The sequence below is a fragment of the Bacillus cereus group sp. BfR-BA-01311 genome, assembly GCF_022664295.1.
GTDB lineage: Bacteria > Bacillota > Bacilli > Bacillales > Bacillaceae_G > Bacillus_A > Bacillus_A cereus.
Map to the genome: position 1 here is coordinate 24,449 of NZ_JAKUHC010000017.1, position 20,544 is coordinate 44,992.

Here is a 20,544-nt window from a genome sequence, read left to right on the forward strand (position 1 = left end):
CAATGAAAAAGCAAGCCATCTCAGGCTTGCTTTTTCTTATAAAGAAACTTCCTTTTTGTTCCTTTTATGGACTTGGACGGAGTTAGTTTCTTTTCGTTGTAATCGGTTTTCTAAAAGATTAACAAAATAAGTAAATAGAAGAACAAGTACGAGATAGTATGCACCAACGATTATGTAAGTATCTAATTGTTGGAAGTTACCTGCTGCAATTGATAAACCTGAACCCCATAATTCGGACATTCCTACATAAGCAACAAGTGAAGAATCTTTTAATCCGATAATAAATTGGTTTCCTAGAGGAGGAAGAGACAGACGAAATGCTTGTGGTAATATAATTCGTCGCATAGCTAAAGGATAAGGCATGCCTAAAGAGCGAGCTGCTTCTAATTGTCCCCGGTCAACGGATTGAATAGATCCACGGAAAATTTCCGTAATATATGCACCGTTATGAATTGCTAAAGCGATTGCACCTGCCCAAAAAGGGGTGAAAACAACAACGGATGTAATTCCAAAATATAGAATGGCAATTTGAACAATTAAAGGTGTACCACGAATAATAGCAATGTAGACATGAGCGATACTATTTAAAACTTTATTGTTAGAGATTCGAAAGAAAGCGAATAATAATCCAATTAATGAACCGAGTACTAGGGAAGTTAATGTTAATTGTAATGTGACAATAGTAGCCTTTAAGAGTGTGGGATAGGAAGAGATAAAAATTTCAAACATGCGTTTCACCTCATATTGTATAGATTTTAGTAGAGAATGAAATGCCCCACATAAAATGAACATTTAATCAGTGGGGCATTGTTTATGAATCTTTTGAATGGCTAACTTACTTCGTTTTTTCCTCTTCACCGAGAATATTACGCCCGAACCATTTTTTACTGATCTTTTCATACGTACCATCTTTAATGATTTCATCTAACGCTTTATTTACTTTCTCAACCATTTCTTTATCATCTTTGCGAATAGCAATTCCCATTTCATCAAGATTTAATGGTTTTCCGGCTTCTTTTATATTCGATTTTCCTTCTTTTATCATACGTAGACCAACCATTTGATCCGTAATTACTGCGTCAACACGCCCAGGCTCTAAATCCATAAGAGCAGTAATATCGCTGTCATATTCTGTGATTTGATCTGTATATTTTGCAACAAGATTTTTAAAGGTACTAGCTTTTACAACACCAATTTTCTTACCTTTTAAATCTTCTGGAGAAGAGATAGCGTTATTCTTTTTAGCTACAAAAATTTGGGCGCCAGAGCGATAGTACGGATTTGAGAAACTAACAGCTTTTAAGCGCTCCTCTGTAATTGCCATACTACCCAGTATTACATCATATTTCTTCGCTTGAAGACCTTGAATCAGCGTTTCCCATGGGTTTGTAACGGGCGTAGCCTTCATGTTCATCTTTTTAGCAAGAGCTTCACCGATTTCTACATCAAAGCCGACAAGTTTGCCGTCATTTTCTTTATAGTTAAAAGGTTTGTATAATCCACTCATCGCATAGCGAAATTCTTTTTCACCATTTGATGAAGTAGTAGAGCTTTCTTTGCTACAAGCTCCTAGTATGAAAGATGTACATAGTGTAATGCTAGCAACAATGGTTAATAGTTTTCTTTTCATAAAACCCCTCCTATATATTGATCATACGGATGGTTTTTTAGTATGTTATTGAAATATTTTATTTGGATGATTAGTTGTGCACCGTATGAATGTATTCCTTTTCGTTTGAAACAAAAGTTACATTATAAAACGTTGCGTAAAAATTGTTTTGCCCGTTCATGTGATGGAGCTGAAAAGAATTGTGCTGGCGGAGCATCTTCTACAATCTTTCCATCATCCATAAAGATGACGCGATCAGCTACATCTTTTGCGAAATTCATTTCATGAGTAACAATAACCATTGTCATCCCTTCTTCAGCAAGTTCTTTCATAACTTGCAATACTTCTCCAACAAGTTCAGGGTCTAAAGCTGAGGTAGGCTCATCAAATAGCATAATCTTAGGGCTCATTGCAAGAGCTCGTGCAATGGCAATGCGCTGTTTTTGACCACCTGAAAGAAGATGAGGAGTTACATCCGCTTTATCTTGAAGGCCGACTTTTTGGAGAAGTTGATTTCCAATATCCTGTGCATTTGCTTTCTCTAATTTTTTTACGTGAATAGGTGCTTCTATGATGTTTTCTAGTGAGGTCATATGAGGAAAGAGGTTAAAGTGCTGAAAAACCATACCGACATTTTCACGGACTTTATTTAAATTTGAATGCTTTGGATCAATTCGCTCACCTTGTAAGTGAATTTCGCCTTCATCGTACATTTCTAAAAAGTTAAGACAGCGAAGTAATGTACTTTTACCAGAACCACTGGCACCAATTAAAACAACAACTTCTTTTTCTTTTACTTCTAAATCAATTCCTTTTAACACATCAAGTGAACCGAATGATTTTACTAGATTTCGAACTTGAATCATACAAAACCCCCAGTTAAAAATATATTTTACAAATGTTGCCCTGTATTTCTGTTATTAGTCATAAATTGTCAGAATCCTTTATTTTTTTCGTGCAATTTGATATTCAAAGAAATAATGATTTTTAAAATCTCTATATCCTTCTATAATGAAAATATGGATAATAATATATAGGTAGTATTTATATTGCTTATAAAAAGGGGGAAAGGGAAGATGGAAAAAGAAAGAAAAACATTTTCTTTTGGATTACGTACACAACTTATGCTATTCACTACAGTTTTAGCTTTCATTACATATTCAACAAGTATCTTTTTTATTTACGTGATATACGATTATTTTCAAAGTTATGTAAGTCAAACTGTATATAATATTATCGTTATGTTATTAGGGGTAGTATGGTCTGGAATTTTAGCATATGGAGCAGCCGTATTTTTAATTAAACCGCTTCGCAAGTTAGAGGAGGCGGCAAGAAAAGCAGCTGAGGGTGATATTCGTGAAGATGTTCCATTACCGAAGACAGATGATGAAATTAAATCTTTAAGTGTTGCATTTAATATGATGTTAGGAAACTTAAGGGGCATGGTAAAAAATATTGATACAACATTTTCGTATACAAATAATCAAGTACAGCAGATTAGAAAACAAACAGGCGAAGCAACGAGACAAGCGCAAGGTGTATCTGAGACACTTGCAGAGATTTCTTCAGGCGCTGAGCAATCAGCGGCATCAATTCAAGCAATTGTTTCTGCTGTTGATACAACGACTTCTATTGCAAGTGAAGTAGAAGAAAAAGCGAAGCAGTCTGATACATTGTCTTCAGAAATGGTTGAAGCTTTAGGGCATAGTACTCGTGTCTTTACGTCTTTAATTCAAGGTATTCAAACATTGGCAAAAGAAAATGAAGATTCAATGCAAAATGTACAGAAGTTAGAAGAACGAATGAAACAAGTAGAACATATTGTGTCTGTTGTGAGTGCGATTGCTAGCCAAACGAATTTATTAGCACTAAATGCTTCTATTGAGGCAGCTCGCGCAGGAGAGCATGGAAGAGGCTTTGCGGTTGTTGCGGAAGAAGTACGTAAACTTGCTGATGAAAGTGATCATTCTGCAAGAAACATATCGCAGTTATTACGGAATATGCAAGATGAAGTACAACAAGTTGCAATGAAAATGACAGAACAAGTGAAAATAGCTAAAGAAGAGGCGAAACGTGGGGAAGCTACGGAATTAATTTTAAAAGAAATGTCATCAAGTGTTATGGAAGTAGCCGATGCAACTCAGCAAATTAGTAGTTATATGAATGAACAAGTGAGCCACATTCATCAAACAGGAGCACAAACAAAAGCTGTAGCAGCAATTGCTGAAGAAACGTCAGCTGGTTCGCAAGAAGTAGCACGTGTGACGCTACAACAATCTAAAAATATGATAGTAATCGATCAATTATTAAAGGATTTAGAGAAGCAAGCAACTGATTTGAAACAAACAATTGAACGATTTTCAATGTAAAAGGAAGAACAGAATATTGTTCTTCTCTTTTTTATTTAGCTTGATTTAATATTTACAGTTAAACTATGAACGTTTCCGCAACATTCTTTTCTGTCCCTTTCGGATGAAAATTATAGCGAGCTATAATATTAAAAGGGGTGTCTTTTATGAAAAAAGAAAAAAGACAACGGTTAATTAAACAATTTGTAAAGGAGTATGAAATAGATAAGCAAGAAAGATTGGTAGAATTGTTAGCAAAAAAAGATGTATTAGTAACACAAGCTACGGTTTCTCGCGATATTCGTGAGTTAAACTTAACGAAGGTACCTTCTCAAGAAGGATTAATGATATATAAAGTTTTCTCAGAAGAGCATTTACAAACTGATATAAAGTTAAAGAAAAAATTACGAGAAGTTGTTGTGAAAATTGATTGTGTAGATCAATTAATGGTTATTAAAACATTACCTGGTAATGCACATGTTATTGGTGTTTTATTTGATGAGTTAGATTGGAAAGAAAAAATAGGATGTATATGTGGAAATGATACATGCCTTATAATTTCACAGTCGAAATCAGATAGGGAGATTATAGAAGAAAGATTAAATTTAATTATTTAGATGCAAAAATCCTGTTTTTAATAAAATTAAAAACAGGATTTTTGTTTAAATACGGAAGTTAAATATTCAACATATATGCGTAATATATGTATTTTTTATTGAGAAAGCAAGATAGTTTGTTATAAAAATACATATTCGTATGATTTTAAAAAAATAACTTGTTTAATATTTCACAATGATAATGTGGATGCTTTCACAAAGATGAAAGTACAGAGCATTTATTATGTACTTGTAAGACATCAAACATATTTAAAAGGAGGTACAACAAATGAAACATCCGATACATGTTACTTCAGAAATTGGGGAATTACAAACGGTTTTATTAAAACGACCGGGTAAAGAAGTGGAAAACTTGACGCCAGATTATTTGCAGCAATTATTATTTGACGATATTCCATACTTACCAATTATTCAAAAAGAGCATGATTATTTTGCACAAACGTTACGCAATCGGGGTGTTGAAGTTCTTTATTTAGAAAAACTAGCCGCTGAGGCGTTAGTAGATAAAAAACTTCGAGAAGAATTTGTTGATCGTATTTTAAAAGAAGGACAGGCCGACGTAAATGTTGCACATCAAACTTTAAAAGAATATTTACTTTCCTTTTCAAATGAAGAATTAATTCAAAAAATTATGGGCGGTGTACGTAAAAACGAAATTGAAACAAGTAAGAAGACACATTTATATGAATTAATGGAAGATCACTATCCGTTTTACTTAGATCCAATGCCTAATTTATATTTTACTCGTGACCCAGCAGCTAGCGTGGGCGATGGCTTAACGATAAATAAGATGAGAGAACCAGCGCGTAGACGTGAATCATTATTCATGGAGTACATCATTAAATATCATCCAAGATTTGCAAAACATAATGTACCAATCTGGTTAGATCGTGATTATAAATTTCCAATTGAAGGTGGCGACGAGCTAATTTTAAATGAAGAAACAATTGCGATTGGAGTATCTGCTCGTACTTCAGCTAAAGCAATTGAACGTTTAGCTAAAAATCTTTTTAGCCGACAAAATAAAATTAAGAAAGTGTTAGCAATAGAAATTCCAAAATGTCGAGCATTTATGCATTTAGATACAGTATTTACAATGGTTGATTATGACAAGTTTACAATTCACCCAGCCATTCAAGGGCCAAAAGGGAATATGAATATTTATATTTTAGAAAAAGGATCAGATGAGGAAACTCTTAAAATTACACATCGTACTTCTTTAATGGAAGCATTAAAAGAGGTATTAGGCTTAAGTGAATTAGTTCTTATTCCATGTGGAGGAGGAGATGTAATTGCTTCTGCTCGTGAACAATGGAATGATGGCTCGAACACATTAGCAATTGCACCAGGTGTAGTTGTTACATATGATCGTAACTATGTATCTAATACGTTATTACGTGAACACGGTATAGAAGTGATTGAGGTGCTAAGTTCGGAATTATCTCGTGGTCGTGGGGGTCCACGTTGCATGAGTATGCCAATTGTTCGTAAAGATATTTAGTATAAATAACGGAGAAAGTAGGGATGAATTATGTTAATGACTAGACCAAATTTAAAAGGAAGAAGCTTTCTAGCAGAAAAAGATTTTACACAAGAAGAATTGTTATATTTTCTAGATTTGGCAGCAGAATTAAAAGAGAAAAAGAAAAATGGTATCCCGCATCATTATTTAGAAGGTAAAAATGTAGCGCTCTTATTTGAAAAAACTTCTACTCGTACGCGTTGTGCATTTACAGTAGCATGTACAGATTTAGGGGCAAATCCTGAATATTTAGGGAAAGGTGATATTCAACTTGGGAAAAAAGAATCTGTAGAGGATACAGCAAAAGTGTTAGGGCGTATGTTTGACGGAATTGAGTTTCGTGGATTTAATCATGAGACTGTAGAATCTTTAGCACAAAATTCTGGTGTGCCAGTTTGGAATGGATTAACAGACATGTGGCATCCAACACAAACACTAGCAGATTTATTAACAATTAGAGAACATGTAGGGAAGTTGAAAAATGTGAAGCTCGTTTACGTTGGCGATGGACGAAATAATGTTGCTAATAGCTTACTAGTTGGTGGAGCAATCGTTGGAATGGATGTACGTATTTGCACACCAGAATCTTTATGGCCTGCACAAGAAGTAATTGATTTAGCAAAAAAATATAATGAACAAGTAATGATAACAAGTAATGTGGAAGAAGCTGTTGCGAATGCAGATGTAATTTATACAGATGTATGGGTGTCTATGGGGGAAGAAGAAAAATTTGCTGAACGTGTCGAGTTATTGAGACCTTATCAAGTAAATATGAAAATGATTAAAGAAACAGGGAATAAAAACGTGATTTTCTTACATTGTTTACCTGCATTTCATGATGTTGAAACGATGTATGGCGAAGAAGTTTACGAGAAATATGGGTTGAAAGAAATGGAGGTAACTGACGAAGTATTCCGCAGTAAACATTCAAAAGTATTTGATCAAGCTGAAAATAGAATGCATACAATTAAAGCGGTTATGGCAGCTACTTTAGGAAACATGGAGTAAAGAAGAAAGGGAGTCTTCCTTTCTTCTTTCTCCTCCTTTAGACACTATCATTCACTATTGCTTTTGTATTGTTATTGCAATTAAAGAGAGGTGAGTGGAATGGGTGAAGATAAGAAATTAGGGTTGTTTACACTAACGGCTCTTGTAGTTGGGTCTATGATTGGCGGTGGAGCCTTTAATTTAGCGAGTGATATGGCAAAAGGTGCTGGTGCTGGAGCCATTATTATTGGCTGGGTTATAACAGGAATTGGGATGATTGCACTTGGATTATCTTTTCAAAATCTAACTGTAAAACGGCCAGATTTAGATGGTGGTATTTTTAGCTATGCAAAAGCAGGATTTGGTAATTTTATGGGATTTAATAGTGCGTGGGGATACTGGCTATCTGCTTGGCTTGGGAATGTAGCTTACGGTACATTATTATTTTCTTCATTAGGATATTTCTTCCCGATCTTTGAAGGCGGTCAAAATGTAGAATCCATTATTGGTGCAAGCGTATTATTGTGGTGTGTTCACATGTTAATTTTACGTGGAGTTCAATCAGCAGCACTTGTGAATTTAGTAACTACAATCGCAAAATTAGTACCTGTATTTGTATTTATTGTCATAGGAATCTTCGCGTTTCATATTGATACATTCTTAGATGGATTTTGGGGGCAAACTGGTTCTTTTTCATGGGGAGCAGTTGGCAGCCAAGTTAAAAGTACAATGCTTGTAACTCTATGGGTATTTATTGGGGTAGAAGGGGCTGTTGTTTTATCCAGTCGAGCAAAAAATAGAAGTGATGTAGGGAAAGCAACCGTTATTGGCTTAATTGGTACACTCATCATTTACATTTTAATCACATTATTGTCTCTTGGACTTATGCAGCAAGCAGATATTGCAGGTTTGAGAAATCCGGCTATGGCTTATTTATTTGAAAGTGTTGTTGGAAAATGGGGTGCTATCTTTATTAATTTAGGTTTGGTCATCTCTGTATTAGGTGCTTGGTTAGGTTGGACTTTGCTCGCTTCTGAAATTCCATATTTAGCGGCTAAAGATGGAGTATTTCCAAAATGGTTCGCAAAAGAAAATAAAAATAAGGCTCCAGTAAATTCGTTATGGATAACAAATGGTTTAATACAAATGTTCTTGTTAACATTCGTCGTTTCTGATCAGGCGTATAACTTTGCATTCTCTTTAGCATCTTCAGCTATTTTAATCCCATATGCTTTTTCAGCATTTTATCAACTGAAGCATAGCTTAAAGTCTGAAGAAGCAGATCGAAATAAAAATATAATAATTGGCTTGATAGCAAGTATTTATGGCGTGTGGTTAGTTTATGCAGCCGGTTTAGAGTATTTATTATTAACAATGACTTTATATGCGCCAGGTATTTTTATTTTTTATAATGTTCAAAAGCAAAAGAGTTCGAAGCAAATATTTACTCGAGTGGAATTAGCATCATCCGTAGCAATTGGTGCTTTAGCATTCTTTGCGATTTATGGATTAATTACAGGCAGTATTACTTTATAAAGCGCTGTGAAAGCGAAATCAACTGGAGGGCTGGAATATGGTACGAAGAAAAATTGTAGTTGCACTAGGGGGAAATGCGATACAGTCTGGAGAAGCTACTGCGGGAGCGCAGCAAGAAGCGTTGGAAAAAACGGCGGAACAACTTGTGAAAATAATGGAAAATGATGTGGATATAGTAATTGCGCATGGAAATGGCCCACAAGTGGGGAATATTTTATTACAGCAAAAAGCTGCAGAAACGGAAAAGACACCTGCAATGCCATTAGATACTTGTGGGGCAATGAGTCAAGGGATGATTGGGTATTGGATGGAAAATGCAATTGAAAAGGCATTGAAAAAACGGAATATAAACAAAGATGTAGCAACGGTTATAACACGCGTTGTTGTGGATAAAAAAGATGAGGCATTTAAAAATCCAACTAAACCAATTGGTCCTTTTTATACAGAAGAAGAGGCCAGAAAATTAATGGATGAAACAAAAGCAGTGTTTAAAGAAGATGCTGGTAGAGGATGGAGACGTGTTGTTCCATCACCGAAGCCTGTAAGTATTCATGAACATAAAGTGATTAATTCTTTGGTCGAAGATGGAAACATAGTGATAGCTGTTGGCGGAGGTGGAATTCCAGTAATTGATTCCGAAGAAGGGTTAAAAGGAACTGAAGCGGTTATCGATAAAGATTTCGCTGCGCAGAAATTAGCAGAATTAGTAGATGCCGATACGCTCGTTATTTTAACTGCAGTTGATCATGTGTATGTAAATTATAATCAACCGAATCAAAAAAAATTAGAGCATGTCACAGTGAATCAATTAAAAGAATATATTGAAGAACAACAATTTGCTGCGGGAAGCATGCTTCCAAAAATTGAAGCTGCTATTAATTTTGTTAATACAAATCCAAAAAGAAAAACAATTATTACGTCTTTAGAAAAAGTATATGAAGCACTAGAAGAAAAAGCCGGTACTATTATTTCAAAACAGAATGTATGCATGTGTGTTTAAAATTATTATGTACGCTACTTAGTAGTAAAAAAAGAATGAGGTTAATAACTTCATTCTTTTTATTTATTAATATTTTTTGTATTCATTGTTCATAAAGTTTTCATGATGAAATCTGAATATACAAGTTAATTATGATAAAATTCAAATTGAATACGCTTTCTTGATTTTTCGCTCCAACATACAGCAAGAGAGAGGGAATTTTATGAATAGACGGAACGTAGTGAAAGACTTAAAGCAGTTCGAATTATTTGCTCATTTAACAGAAAAAAAATTGAAAGGCTTAACAGAGTTTGTTTATTGGCGAACTTATAAAAAAGGTCAATTTTTATTTTTAGAAGGGGATTCAAGGGAAAGAATTTACTTCATGTTAGATGGTTTTGTAAAGTTAGAGCGGGTTAATCAAAATGGGAACTTATTATACGATGACTATGTAAAGCGGTATTCTATTTTTCCTTATGGTGGTATGTTTACAGACAGAGGATATAACTATACAGCAGAAGCAATGACGGATGTGGAGGTATATTATATTCCAACGGTAATCTTTGAAGATATGGTAAAGTCCAGCAGAACGCAATTGATGTACGTTGTTCAGCAATTATCATCTATATTAAAATTGAACGAAAATCGAGTGCAAAATATTACAATTCCTAATGCACAAGATCGTGTTATCCAAACGTTAAATTATTTAATGCAGGATTTAGGAGAACAGAGTGGAGAAAAGATTGTAATTTCATGTCCACTTACAACAATTGAAATATCCAAAATATCTGGAACATCTCGAGAGACAGTTAGCAGCGTATTAAAACAATTAAAAAATGATAGCATTGTTACAATTTTAGATAAAAAAATTACAATACATGATCCAACATATTTTGAAGAAATCTCTATGTGAAAATTGTATATTGATTTTTTAATTCATAGTGTATATTAATAAGGTTCTTTATATATTTATAAGGAACTTTTTTACGTTATCCTCTATAAAAAGATTGTATAGTATGGTAATAATAGCTAAAATCGATAATAAAATACAAAGTGAAGGGGAGAAAGAATGATTCGTATTGAGTATGATCGATTAGTAGCTATTTGTTACAGTATAGGGGTTTTGTTATTATTAAAAATTCCAAATGATAATGAATTAATTGGGGAAAAACTATTCAATGTCTATAAGATTCCGATACATACGTATGTTTATATGGATTATAAAGTCTCAAATATATTGATTGTTTCTTTCATACTACATGTAATTGCATTTATATTATTTTTAAAATGGCTAGGAAAAAAGGAGTCTAGTACATTTAGAAAAATGAATAAAATAAAAGTAGTAGGTACTAGTATTTTGATTGTAATGATGCCGTTTATTTTAAATACAATCCTCCAGACATTAAATAAAACATGGTATTATGCAGGAAAAACAGGGGTAGAAGCAATAGAATATAAAAAAGAAGATAGCCAGTGTAGAATGGAGAAAAATGGAGAGAATATCCAACCGAAGTGCATTGTTACTTTAAAAAATTATCGTAATCATTCACAAGCATTAAAAGTTGTTTTATATGATAATGCAAACGAGAATTCAAAAAGCTATCCAGTACCGAAACCAGTCTATTTACAAAAACATGAGACAAAGCAATTTGAATTTCAAGTTCCTGTTTCTTATAATAGAGGTATTGAAAAAGATAAAGTACCAAATATTAAATTACATTCATTGCATGAAAATGATACGAAATACAATTAATCTGTAAGTAAAAGTTTATGAGTAGGAGCAAGAATTTGAAACGATATAGAAAATCAACTTGAATCATCCAACATACTGCGAGGTAACGGTATATTGGATGATTTTTTTATGTTATCCCCTTTTTTCACGTATGAAAAGGAGGAATACTTTGTTGGAAATGAAAAACATCACAAGGATCATACATGGTTTTTACTTTACGTAATCTGTGAAAGTTAGAGCCATAATAACTAGTTTGCCAATTTTTAATGTCGATATCGGGCCAGTTCACATAGTCACCTAGTGTATAAGGATCTAAGCTTTCTCGTAAACCTTTAACCCAGCGTATATTTCGATTTTCTTCATCATCGCATTTCCAAGAGGTAATGTATTCTTGAGCAATAATTGCTTTACGATGAAAATAAGCCGTTTCATTCGGCGAAATATTTTCAACAGCACCTATGAGCGATTGATGCCAAATACTAGCATCTTTATTTGGTGCATGAGAAAGAAAGGATTGCATGATTTGAATGCCTTTAAGGGGAATAGGTTTATAGATATAGGAACCAGAGCGCTTGAAATTTTTAGGGATGTTACCTCCATTAAAAAATTCAACAGCCTTTATATAAGGAACTTCTTCTATAAAGAGAGAGGGGCTACCAGTTTCAAGAAGAGGGGATAATAGGGAATGGAGTTCAGAGGGAGAACCGATAAACTCGCCTTGTGCTTCGATTTTATTTCGTTGCTTGGCGAATAATTCGATCGATGAAGTGAGACGTTCATCTATATAAGGTGCCCAGTTTTGCCACGCTTGAAATGCAGCAATAAAGTCTTCCCATTCCCATGTAATTGAGAAAATTGATACATTTTTTATCGGGTGGACTCGAAAAGTTAATGAAGTGACAATTCCGAAGTTTCCACCGCCACCACCACGGCATGCCCAAAAAAGGTTAGAGTTCTCTTGTTCATTTGCACGAATGAGTTTTGCACCAAATTTTCCACATGCTTGTACCATTTCCACTTCCATTAATTGATCACATGTTAATCCATATAAGCGCGAAAGCATACCAATACCACCACCAAGTGCTAATCCAACAATTCCAACGCTTGCACTTGTACCAGCAGGAATTGTAACACCGTAATTCCAAAGTTCTTTATAAACAGTGCCAAGATTTGCACCAGCCTCAATTGTTGCTGTTAATTTCTCTGTATTAACAGTAATGCGATGCATTTCACTCACATCAATAATAAGTCCTCTATTTAAAAGAGAAAAATTTTCATAGCTATGACGTCCACTTCTTAACCGAAATGGTATATGACGTTCACGTGCCCATTTTAAGGCGTTACAGATATCCTTGCTATTTTGACAAAAAACAATAATACAAGGGAGTTTTGGAATACTTAAATTTAAATTCATTCGGGCTACGTCGTAGTCAGGATCTGAGGGAACAACGATACGACCTGTTAATTTTGTTTGCTTCAATTTATTACTCCTTTCTAAAATAATCAGAGTTTTTTATTAATATATGAAAAATGTCTGTAATACGCGTGGACAAGGAGAGGTGAAGAATGAGATTTACCTTTGTGAGAAATAAATAAAGCATAAGAATAAAGAATCTACATAGAGTTCAATGAAAACAGTTGCAAACTGTTCATATTTTGTTATGATAGTGTTACGAAAACGTTTGCATAAAATTCCGATGGGATGCAAAAGGAGAGAATGACTATGAATAAGACATGGTGGAAAGAAGCGGTTGCTTATCAAATTTATCCACGAAGCTTTATGGATTCAAATGGTGATGGTATTGGAGATTTACAAGGTATTATTGCAAAACTGGATTATTTAAAAGATTTAGGTATAGATGTAATTTGGATTTGTCCAATGTATAAGTCGCCTAATGATGATAATGGTTATGATATTAGTGATTATCAAGATATTATGGATGAGTTTGGTACAATGGCAGACTTTGATGCTTTACTAGATGAAGTTCATAAGCGTGATATGAAGCTTATTATTGATTTAGTTATTAATCATACGAGTGATGAACATCCATGGTTTATTGAATCACGTTCATCTAAAGATAATCCGAAGCGTGATTGGTATATTTGGCATGATGGTAAAGATGGTGCGGAGCCAAACAACTGGGAAAGTATTTTTAATGGTTCGGCATGGGAATATGATGAAGAAACAGAACAATATTATTTACATTTATTCTCACGTAAACAACCAGATTTAAACTGGGAGAATAAAGAAGTTCGCGAAGTACTATACGATACGGTTAATTGGTGGCTTGATAAAGGTATTGATGGTTTCCGCGTTGATGCGATCAGTCATATTAAAAAAGAAGAAGGCCTCAAGGATATGCCAAATCCAAAAGGGTTAAAATATGTGCCATCTTTTGATAAACATATGAATGTGAAAGGTATTCAACCTTTATTAGAAGAGCTAAAAGAAAATACATTCTCTAAGTACGATATTATGACTGTTGGTGAAGCAAATGGTGTTAAGATTGAAGATGCTGAGCTTTGGGTTGGAGAAGAGCAAGGTAAGTTCAATATGGTATTCCAATTTGAACATTTAAGTTTATGGGATGCAGAGAAGAAGAAAGACCTTGATGTTGTAGGATTGAAAAAAGTATTAACGAAATGGCAAAAAGGATTAGAAAATAAAGGATGGAACGCTTTATATATTGAGAATCACGATAAACCACGTATCGTTTCAACATGGGGAGATGATAAACAATATTGGCGTGAAAGTGCAACAGCTCTAGGGGCGATGTATTTCTTTATGCACGGTACACCTTTTATTTATCAAGGCCAAGAAATTGGTATGACAAATGTTCAGTTACCAAATATTGAAGATTACGATGATGTAGCAATTAAAAATTTATATCGCGAGAAAATTGCAGAGGGCGTACCACATCAAGATATGATGGAGATTATATGGGCTTCTTGCCGCGATAATTCACGTACACCTATGCAGTGGAATGATGAGATGAATGCTGGTTTCACAACAAGTACACCTTGGTTTAGCATGAATCCAAATTACAAAGAAATTAATGTTGAAAAGCAAAAAAATGAAGAAAAGTCTATTTTTAATTTCTATAAGAAAATGATTGCCCTGAAAAAAGAGCACGATGTACTGAACTATGGTACGTACGATTTACTTTTAGAAGACGATCCACAAATTTATGCATATACACGTACGTTACAGGATGAAAAAGTCATTGTAATTAGTAATATCTCAAAAGAGGAAGCTGTGTATAATGAGGGTTCATTTGCACTAGAACGCAAACGTTTGCTTTTAAATAACTATGAAGTTGCGGAACATGAAGAAGTAACAACAATTGCTTTAAAGCCTTATGAAACAAGGGTTTATCGCATTTCATAATAAAAAAGGATGCTCTTTGAGCATCTTTTTTTATGAAAAAAAATAAATTTCTATTGCAAAGTGAAAACGCTTTTATTAAAATAGATTTATGAAAACGGTTGCGTAAAGATAAAAATAAAGTAACATAAGGAATCGTTTTCATAAAGGGAACAGAAATTATAATTTAAATCATTATGTTTTTATAAATAAAGGGGAGGAAGAACAGATGAAAATTACGTCTTTTGATTTTTGGCAAAAGTTCGGGAAAGCGTTATTAGTTGTTGTAGCCGTAATGCCAGCAGCTGGTTTAATGATTTCCATCGGTAAGTTAATTGGTATGTCTGCTGGGGATGTTAACGCAGTTCATACAATCGCTCGCGTAATGGAAGACATCGGTTGGGCAATCATTACAAATCTACACATCTTATTCGCAGTAGCAATTGGGGGATCTTGGGCGAAAGATCGCGCGGGTGGTGCATTTGCAGCGCTATTAGCATTCGTCTTAACAAACCGAATTACAGGAGCTATATTTGGGGTAAACGCTGAAATGTTAGCGGATTCAAAAGCGAAAGTTTCTTCAGTAATAGCGGGAGATTTAATTGTAAAAGATTACTTTACTTCTGTACTTGGTGCACCTGCATTAAACATGGGAGTGTTCGTAGGGATTATCACAGGTTTCTTAGGAGCTACTTTATATAACAAATATTATAACTATAATAAACTGCCACAGGCATTAGCATTCTTTAATGGAAAACGATTTGTACCATTCGTTGTAATTCTTTGGTCTACAGTTACTGCGATTGTATTATCACTTCTATGGCCATTCATCCAAAGTGGGTTAAATGAATTTGGTCGCTGGATTGCAGCTTCAAAAGATAGTGCACCAGTTGTTGCACCGTTTGTATATGGAACGTTAGAGCGTTTATTATTACCATTTGGTTTACACCATATGTTAACGATTCCGATGAACTATACAGAGCTAGGCGGAACATATACGATGCTAACTGGTTCAAAAGTTGGACAAGTTGTAGCAGGACAAGATCCATTATGGCTTGCATGGATTACAGATTTAAATAATTTATTAGCAAATGGAGATACGAAGGCATATAACGATTTATTAAATAACGTTGTACCAGCTCGTTTCAAAGCTGGACAAGTTATCGGCTCAACAGCAGCTTTAATGGGAATTGCATTTGCGATGTTCCGTAACGTTGATAAAGAAAAGCGTGCAAAATATAAACCAATGTTTTTATCAGCAGCATTAGCAGTATTCTTAACAGGTGTAACAGAACCAATTGAATTCATGTTCATGTTTATTGCTCCAGTATTATATGTTGTATATGCTATTACAACAGGACTTGCATTCGCGCTAGCTGATTTAATTAACTTACGTGTTCATGCATTTGGATTTATTGAGTTAATTACTCGTACGCCAATGATGGTTAACGCAGGTTTAACAAGAGACTTAATCAACTTTGTTATTGTTTCATTAGTGTTCTTCGGTCTTAACTTTACAATATTTAATTTCTTAATTAAAAAATTCAATTTACCAACACCAGGGCGTGCAGGTAACTATATTGATAATGAAGATGAGGCATCAGAAGGAACAGGAAATGTACAAGACGGTTCATTAGCAACAAAAGTTATCGATTTATTAGGTGGAAAAGAAAATATTGCTGACGTAGATGCTTGTATGACGCGCTTACGTGTAACAGTAAAAGATTTAGATGTTGTTGCACCAGAAGCACAGTGGAAACAAAATGGTGCTTTAGGGCTTATTGTAAAAGATAAAGGTGTACAAGCGGTATATGGTCCGAAAGCTGACGTATTAAAGTCAGACATTCAAGATATGTTAGGTGCGTAATAATATGAAATTGCTAACTTTAAACTGTCATTCTTGGCAAGAAGAGAATCAAATAGAAAAGATACAATACCTTGCTAAAGTAATTCAAGAAGAAGAGTACGATGTCATCGCATTGCAAGAAGTAAGTCAGTCCATACAAGCTGAAAATGTATGCGGTAACAAGAAAAAAGATAATTTTGGACTTTTACTATTAGAAGAGTTAAAAGCGCTACATGTAAAAGATTACAATATTACTTGGGATTTCTCTCATATTGGTTATGACGTGTACGAAGAAGGATTAGCGATTATAACGAAGCATAATATTATAAAAGAAGATACGTTCTTCATTTCAGAAAACGAGGATACAACGTATTGGAAAACGCGTAAAATTGTAAGTACAACAATTGCTTATAATGGTAAGGATATAACGTTTTACTCTTGTCATCTCGGTTGGTGGAATGATGAAGAAGAGTCATTCAAAGGTCAAGTCGATCGTTTGATGGAGCGTGTAGATAGCAATAAGCTCGCCTTCTTAATGGGGGATTTTAATAATAATGCTCGATTGAAAGGCGAAGGTTATGAGTATATGATGCAAAAAGGGTTGTATGACACATATGAATTAGCAATAGAGAAGGATGAAGGAACGACTGTCCAAGGTGAGATTGCTGGTTGGGATGAAAATAAACATAATTTGCGAATCGATCTAATATTGTGTAACCAAAGTAAAAAAGTTCATTCTTCAAAAGTTATTTTTAATGGTACAAACAGAAATGTAATTTCAGATCATTTCGGTGTAGAGGTTCAATTGGATATATAATAGAAGAAATCCTCACAGAGAATAAAAGCTGTGAGGATTTTTTTTAGGAATACAAGTATTTCCAAGAGAAAATACTTGTATTTTTTATGACATTTCATATATATTTGTTATTATTGAATGTAAAACCGATTTGGTCATTTTGTATTCATACTTTGACTCACTTCGTTATATAATGAAGTAAGTGAAAGTTAATGGGAAAAAATAGTACGTTTTTGGTTAATACACGATGTAGAAAGTGATATAATTGCAAAATGTATGTATCATTTTCTAAAGAAGGAAAAATATATAATTAGGTGATAACTTCTATGAAACAGATTTGGCGTATTTATAAGACAGATTTACGGAATGTAGCCAAACATTGGGCTGCAATTGTTATTGTTTTAGGATTAATGATTTTACCATCGTTATATGCATGGTTTAACATTAAAGCTTCTTGGGATCCATATGGAAATACAAAAGAGGTTCCCATTGCAGTTTCTAACCAAGATGCAGGCTCTAATTTAAGAGGGAAAGATATCAATATCGGGGACGAGATTGTAGATTCTCTGAAGAAAAACAAAAATCTTGGTTGGAAGTTTGTAGACGAAAAGCAGGCAATTTACGGAGTTGAACGCGGGGATTACTATGCAAGCATTACAATCCCAAAAGACTTCTCTGAAAAAATTGCAACTGTTCTGGATGAAAATCCACAGAAACCAGAACTTGATTACTATGTAAATGAAAAGGTAAATGCGATTGCACCAAAAATTACAGCAAAAGGTGCATCAGGTATTACGGAAGAAATTAGTAAAAACTTCGTTAAAACAGCGAACGGTGAGATTTTTAAAATCTTCAATGACCTTGGAATCGATTTAGAAACAAACTTACCAAGTATCGAGAAAGTAAAAGATCTTGTCTTTAAGTTAGAAGCGCAGTTCCCAGAAATGAATACATTGATGGATAAGGCGTTAGATGATGCGACTCGAGCAGAGGATGTTGTAAAAGTAGCGCAGAAAGATTTACCTGTTGTAGAGAGTGTAATAAATGATGGACAGGAAGCGTTAGCGAATTTAGATAAGTTCTTTGCAAGACAAGATCAAACATTAAAAAATGCTCCAGGGACGATAAGAAATGATTTAGTAGCAGCAAAAGGCGTTATGGATAGTGCAGCTGCATTTACTGACTTTTTAATGAATCCAGGTGTAGAACTAAATATTCCTGACTTGTCTGGAATGAATGGATTACCTGAATTCCCAGCGAGACCAGATCTTTCTAAGTTGAATAGTGATGGTTATAAGAGTATAGCGCAAAATATTAATCAAACAGTAAATAATGTTTTAAGTTCATCACGTGCAGGAACAGCTTATGGGAAAAGTGTTTTAAATGGATTGCAAAATGGTCAGTTTGATCCAGAACAAGCAAAGAGAGATTTAAATGCGGTATCAGAACGATTACAAACTGGTACAGATGGTATTTCATATCTTATTAATTTCTTTACTGAACTTCAAAAATCGGCGACTACTGATTTTGGTCAAAGCTTTTTCAAAGGGCGAGTGGATCACTTAACTAATGTTAAAAAAGGTATGGAAAATGCAAATAACGGTATTAAAGATATTGTAAATGTTATTGGCAAAGGACAAGAAGTAAAGAAAGATGTAACAGATGTAGCGAATCAAAAATTAGATGCAGCAAATGGATTAATTGATCAAGCTGAAAAAGATTATAATGAAACGTTTGTAGCAGATTATAAAAAAGCAGTTAGCACAGTCGATCAAGCTAAAGTTGATGCAAATGCAGTATATGATAATGCAAAAGCAGATTACGATAAAGTAAAAAATGGTATTGAGGGTGCAAAAGCAGATTTACAGAAAGCAAAAGAAGATGTACAAAATAGAGGTATTAACGGTTTAGATTCAACGAAAGTAGCTTTAAATAGCTTAAATGGTCAATTCCAATCTGGAATCGGTTTAATTGATGATATGATTCCAGTTCTAGAAAGTACAAATAAGGTTTTAGCGGATGTAAATAGTGATAAAAACCTTAATAATGGAATCGCAAAATTAAACAAAGCGAAAAGTAGTCTGCAAAAAGGTGTAGATGCAACGAATAAGGGGATTACACTTCTTAACAATGGCCAGAAACCTACAAAAGATGTAATTGAAAGTATTAACAACGCTGCGAAGGGCGGATCAGCTCAATTAACAGATGTATTATCGACGTATGATTCAGAAATTGTACCTAATTTCAATACAGCAATTGCTCGTACAAAAGAGATGTCGAAAAATACAACTCAAATTTTAAATGATGCAGACAAAAAGCTTCCAGATGTTAAAAAATTACTAGAAGATTCATCAAAAGGTTTAGTAGATGGTAAAAAGAAATTAGCAGACATTAAAGCTGAAATGCCAGCTACTGAGAAAAAGATTAAAGAATTAGCAGATAAAATTCGTGATTTTGAATCTGAAGAGGATTTAAAAGACATTATACGCTTATTGAAAAATGATGTTGAAAAGCAAAGTGATTACTTTGCGAATCCAGTAAATTTAAAAGAAAATAAATTATTTGCGATGCCGAACTACGGTTCAGCGATGTCACCATTCTATACAGTGCTTGCATTATGGGTAGGCGCATTATTAATGGTTTCATTATTAACAGTAGAAGTACACGAAGAGGGCGCGAATTATAAGAGCCATGAAATTTACTTCGGACGTTTATTAACATTCTTAACGATAGGTCTTTCACAAGCGTTTATCGTATCAATGGGAGATATATTCTTACTCGGTACGTACGTAGTCGATAAGTTCTGGTTTGTGTTATTTAGTTTATTTATTGGTGGAGTCTTCGTTTGTATCGTATACTCACTCGTTTCTATTTTCGGAAACGTTGGGAAATCGATGGCGATCATTTTACTTGTACTACAAGTAGCGGGATCGGGCGGAACATTCCCAATTCAAATGACACCAGCGTTCTTCCAAGCGATTTATCCGTTCTTACCGTTCACATATGCAATTAGTGCAATTCGTGAAACAGTAGGCGGGATGCTTTGGGATATCGTAACGCGAGATTTACTTGTGTTAAGTGCTTTCGTAGTAGTTATGATTGTAGCTGCGTTATTACTGAAAACACCAATTAACAAATCAAGTGAAAAATTTGTTGAGAATGCAAAAGGAAGTAAAATCATTCACTAAAATAAAAGGTTCCTACCGAT

Annotated in this window: 15 protein-coding genes and 2 pseudogenes; 13 read left to right on the forward strand and 4 right to left on the reverse strand. The window is 34.2% G+C overall.

The window, feature by feature from the left end:
* Nucleotides 1-36: 36 nt before the first annotated feature.
* The 3 genes from MR136_RS24880 to MR136_RS24890 all read right to left on the reverse strand — a co-directional run bounded on the left by MR136_RS24880 (nt 37) and on the right by MR136_RS24890 (nt 2,475).
* Nucleotides 37-792, reverse strand: coding sequence for an amino acid ABC transporter permease (locus tag MR136_RS24880; protein WP_002023139.1), 756 nt, complete (start codon nt 790-792; stop codon nt 37-39).
* 43 nt (nt 793-835) lie between these two features.
* Nucleotides 836-1,630, reverse strand: a complete 795-nt coding sequence (locus tag MR136_RS24885) for an ABC transporter substrate-binding protein (RefSeq protein ID WP_000823753.1) — start codon at nt 1,628-1,630, stop codon at nt 836-838.
* Nucleotides 1,631-1,752: 122 nt separating this feature from the next.
* Nucleotides 1,753-2,475: an amino acid ABC transporter ATP-binding protein gene (locus MR136_RS24890; protein ID WP_000616926.1), complete on the reverse strand. Its 723-nt coding sequence runs from the start codon at nt 2,473-2,475 to the stop codon at nt 1,753-1,755.
* 375 nt (nt 2,476-2,850) lie between these two features.
* Between MR136_RS24890 and MR136_RS28790 the strand changes: the two are divergent.
* The 9 genes and pseudogenes from MR136_RS28790 to MR136_RS24930 all read left to right on the forward strand — a co-directional run.
* Nucleotides 2,851-3,036 (forward strand): annotated as a pseudogene (locus MR136_RS28790) (HAMP domain-containing protein); the annotation flags it as partial.
* A gap of 369 nt (nt 3,037-3,405) precedes the next feature.
* Nucleotides 3,406-3,978 (forward strand): annotated as a pseudogene (locus MR136_RS28795) (methyl-accepting chemotaxis protein); the annotation flags it as partial.
* Nucleotides 3,979-4,124: 146 nt separating this feature from the next.
* Nucleotides 4,125-4,574: an arginine repressor gene (gene argR, locus MR136_RS24900; protein WP_000711826.1), complete on the forward strand. Its 450-nt coding sequence runs from the start codon at nt 4,125-4,127 to the stop codon at nt 4,572-4,574.
* Nucleotides 4,575-4,842: 268 nt separating this feature from the next.
* Nucleotides 4,843-6,075, forward strand: coding sequence for an arginine deiminase (gene arcA, locus MR136_RS24905; RefSeq protein WP_000682331.1), 1,233 nt, complete (start codon nt 4,843-4,845; stop codon nt 6,073-6,075).
* 30 nt (nt 6,076-6,105) lie between these two features.
* Nucleotides 6,106-7,104, forward strand: a complete 999-nt coding sequence (gene argF, locus MR136_RS24910) for an ornithine carbamoyltransferase (protein WP_000930294.1) — start codon at nt 6,106-6,108, stop codon at nt 7,102-7,104.
* A gap of 99 nt (nt 7,105-7,203) precedes the next feature.
* Nucleotides 7,204-8,619, forward strand: a complete 1,416-nt coding sequence (arcD, locus tag MR136_RS24915; protein WP_061456721.1) for an arginine-ornithine antiporter — start codon at nt 7,204-7,206, stop codon at nt 8,617-8,619.
* A gap of 37 nt (nt 8,620-8,656) precedes the next feature.
* Nucleotides 8,657-9,619, forward strand: coding sequence for a carbamate kinase (arcC, locus tag MR136_RS24920; protein ID WP_061456722.1), 963 nt, complete (start codon nt 8,657-8,659; stop codon nt 9,617-9,619).
* A 202-nt stretch (nt 9,620-9,821) separates the two neighbouring features.
* The gene (locus MR136_RS24925; protein ID WP_001081905.1) at nt 9,822-10,511 is read left to right on the forward strand and encodes a Crp/Fnr family transcriptional regulator; all 690 of its coding nucleotides are present in this window, start codon (nt 9,822-9,824) and stop codon (nt 10,509-10,511) included.
* Between the two features lie 156 nt (nt 10,512-10,667).
* Nucleotides 10,668-11,351, forward strand: coding sequence for a hypothetical protein (locus tag MR136_RS24930; RefSeq protein WP_000619186.1), 684 nt, complete (start codon nt 10,668-10,670; stop codon nt 11,349-11,351).
* 124 nt (nt 11,352-11,475) lie between these two features.
* Here the strand turns inward: MR136_RS24930 and MR136_RS24935 are convergent, their stop codons facing one another.
* Nucleotides 11,476-12,810 (reverse strand): FAD-binding oxidoreductase, encoded by a 1,335-nt coding sequence (locus MR136_RS24935; RefSeq protein ID WP_017673764.1) that lies wholly within the window; start codon nt 12,808-12,810, stop codon nt 11,476-11,478.
* A 243-nt stretch (nt 12,811-13,053) separates the two neighbouring features.
* On the opposite strand from MR136_RS24935, the gene MR136_RS24940 reads away from it, so the two are divergent.
* The 4 genes from MR136_RS24940 to MR136_RS24955 all read left to right on the forward strand — a co-directional run bounded on the left by MR136_RS24940 (nt 13,054) and on the right by MR136_RS24955 (nt 20,524).
* Nucleotides 13,054-14,718, forward strand: coding sequence for a glycoside hydrolase family 13 protein (locus MR136_RS24940; protein WP_001044710.1), 1,665 nt, complete (start codon nt 13,054-13,056; stop codon nt 14,716-14,718).
* Between the two features lie 205 nt (nt 14,719-14,923).
* Nucleotides 14,924-16,561, forward strand: coding sequence for a PTS transporter subunit IIBC (locus MR136_RS24945; RefSeq protein ID WP_017673765.1), 1,638 nt, complete (start codon nt 14,924-14,926; stop codon nt 16,559-16,561).
* A 4-nt stretch (nt 16,562-16,565) separates the two neighbouring features.
* On the forward strand, nt 16,566-17,357 hold the full coding sequence (locus tag MR136_RS24950; RefSeq protein WP_000771997.1) for an endonuclease/exonuclease/phosphatase family protein: 792 nt from the start codon (nt 16,566-16,568) through the stop codon (nt 17,355-17,357).
* A 305-nt stretch (nt 17,358-17,662) separates the two neighbouring features.
* Complete coding sequence (locus MR136_RS24955) at nt 17,663-20,524, forward strand: YhgE/Pip domain-containing protein (protein ID WP_017673766.1); 2,862 nt, start codon at nt 17,663-17,665, stop codon at nt 20,522-20,524.
* Nucleotides 20,525-20,544: the final 20 nt, after the last annotated feature.

Bases quoted from the DNA above. Each gene is read 5' to 3' on its own strand.
- MR136_RS24880 (WP_002023139.1), bottom strand. From the start codon at position 792: ATGTTCATTTTATGTGGGGCATTTCATTCTCTACTAAAATCTATACAA.
- MR136_RS24885 (WP_000823753.1), bottom strand. From the start codon at position 1,630: ATGAAAAGAAAACTATTAACCATTGTTGCTAGCATTACACTATGTACA.
- MR136_RS24890 (WP_000616926.1), bottom strand. From the start codon at position 2,475: ATGATTCAAGTTCGAAATCTAGTAAAATCATTCGGTTCACTTGATGTG.
- argR (WP_000711826.1), top strand. From the start codon at position 4,125: ATGAAAAAAGAAAAAAGACAACGGTTAATTAAACAATTTGTAAAGGAG.
- arcA (WP_000682331.1), top strand. From the start codon at position 4,843: ATGAAACATCCGATACATGTTACTTCAGAAATTGGGGAATTACAAACG.
- argF (WP_000930294.1), top strand. From the start codon at position 6,106: ATGTTAATGACTAGACCAAATTTAAAAGGAAGAAGCTTTCTAGCAGAA.
- arcD (WP_061456721.1), top strand. From the start codon at position 7,204: ATGGGTGAAGATAAGAAATTAGGGTTGTTTACACTAACGGCTCTTGTA.
- arcC (WP_061456722.1), top strand. From the start codon at position 8,657: ATGGTACGAAGAAAAATTGTAGTTGCACTAGGGGGAAATGCGATACAG.
- MR136_RS24925 (WP_001081905.1), top strand. From the start codon at position 9,822: ATGAATAGACGGAACGTAGTGAAAGACTTAAAGCAGTTCGAATTATTT.
- MR136_RS24930 (WP_000619186.1), top strand. From the start codon at position 10,668: ATGATTCGTATTGAGTATGATCGATTAGTAGCTATTTGTTACAGTATA.
- MR136_RS24940 (WP_001044710.1), top strand. From the start codon at position 13,054: ATGAATAAGACATGGTGGAAAGAAGCGGTTGCTTATCAAATTTATCCA.
- MR136_RS24945 (WP_017673765.1), top strand. From the start codon at position 14,924: ATGAAAATTACGTCTTTTGATTTTTGGCAAAAGTTCGGGAAAGCGTTA.
- MR136_RS24950 (WP_000771997.1), top strand. From the start codon at position 16,566: ATGAAATTGCTAACTTTAAACTGTCATTCTTGGCAAGAAGAGAATCAA.
- MR136_RS24955 (WP_017673766.1), top strand. From the start codon at position 17,663: ATGAAACAGATTTGGCGTATTTATAAGACAGATTTACGGAATGTAGCC.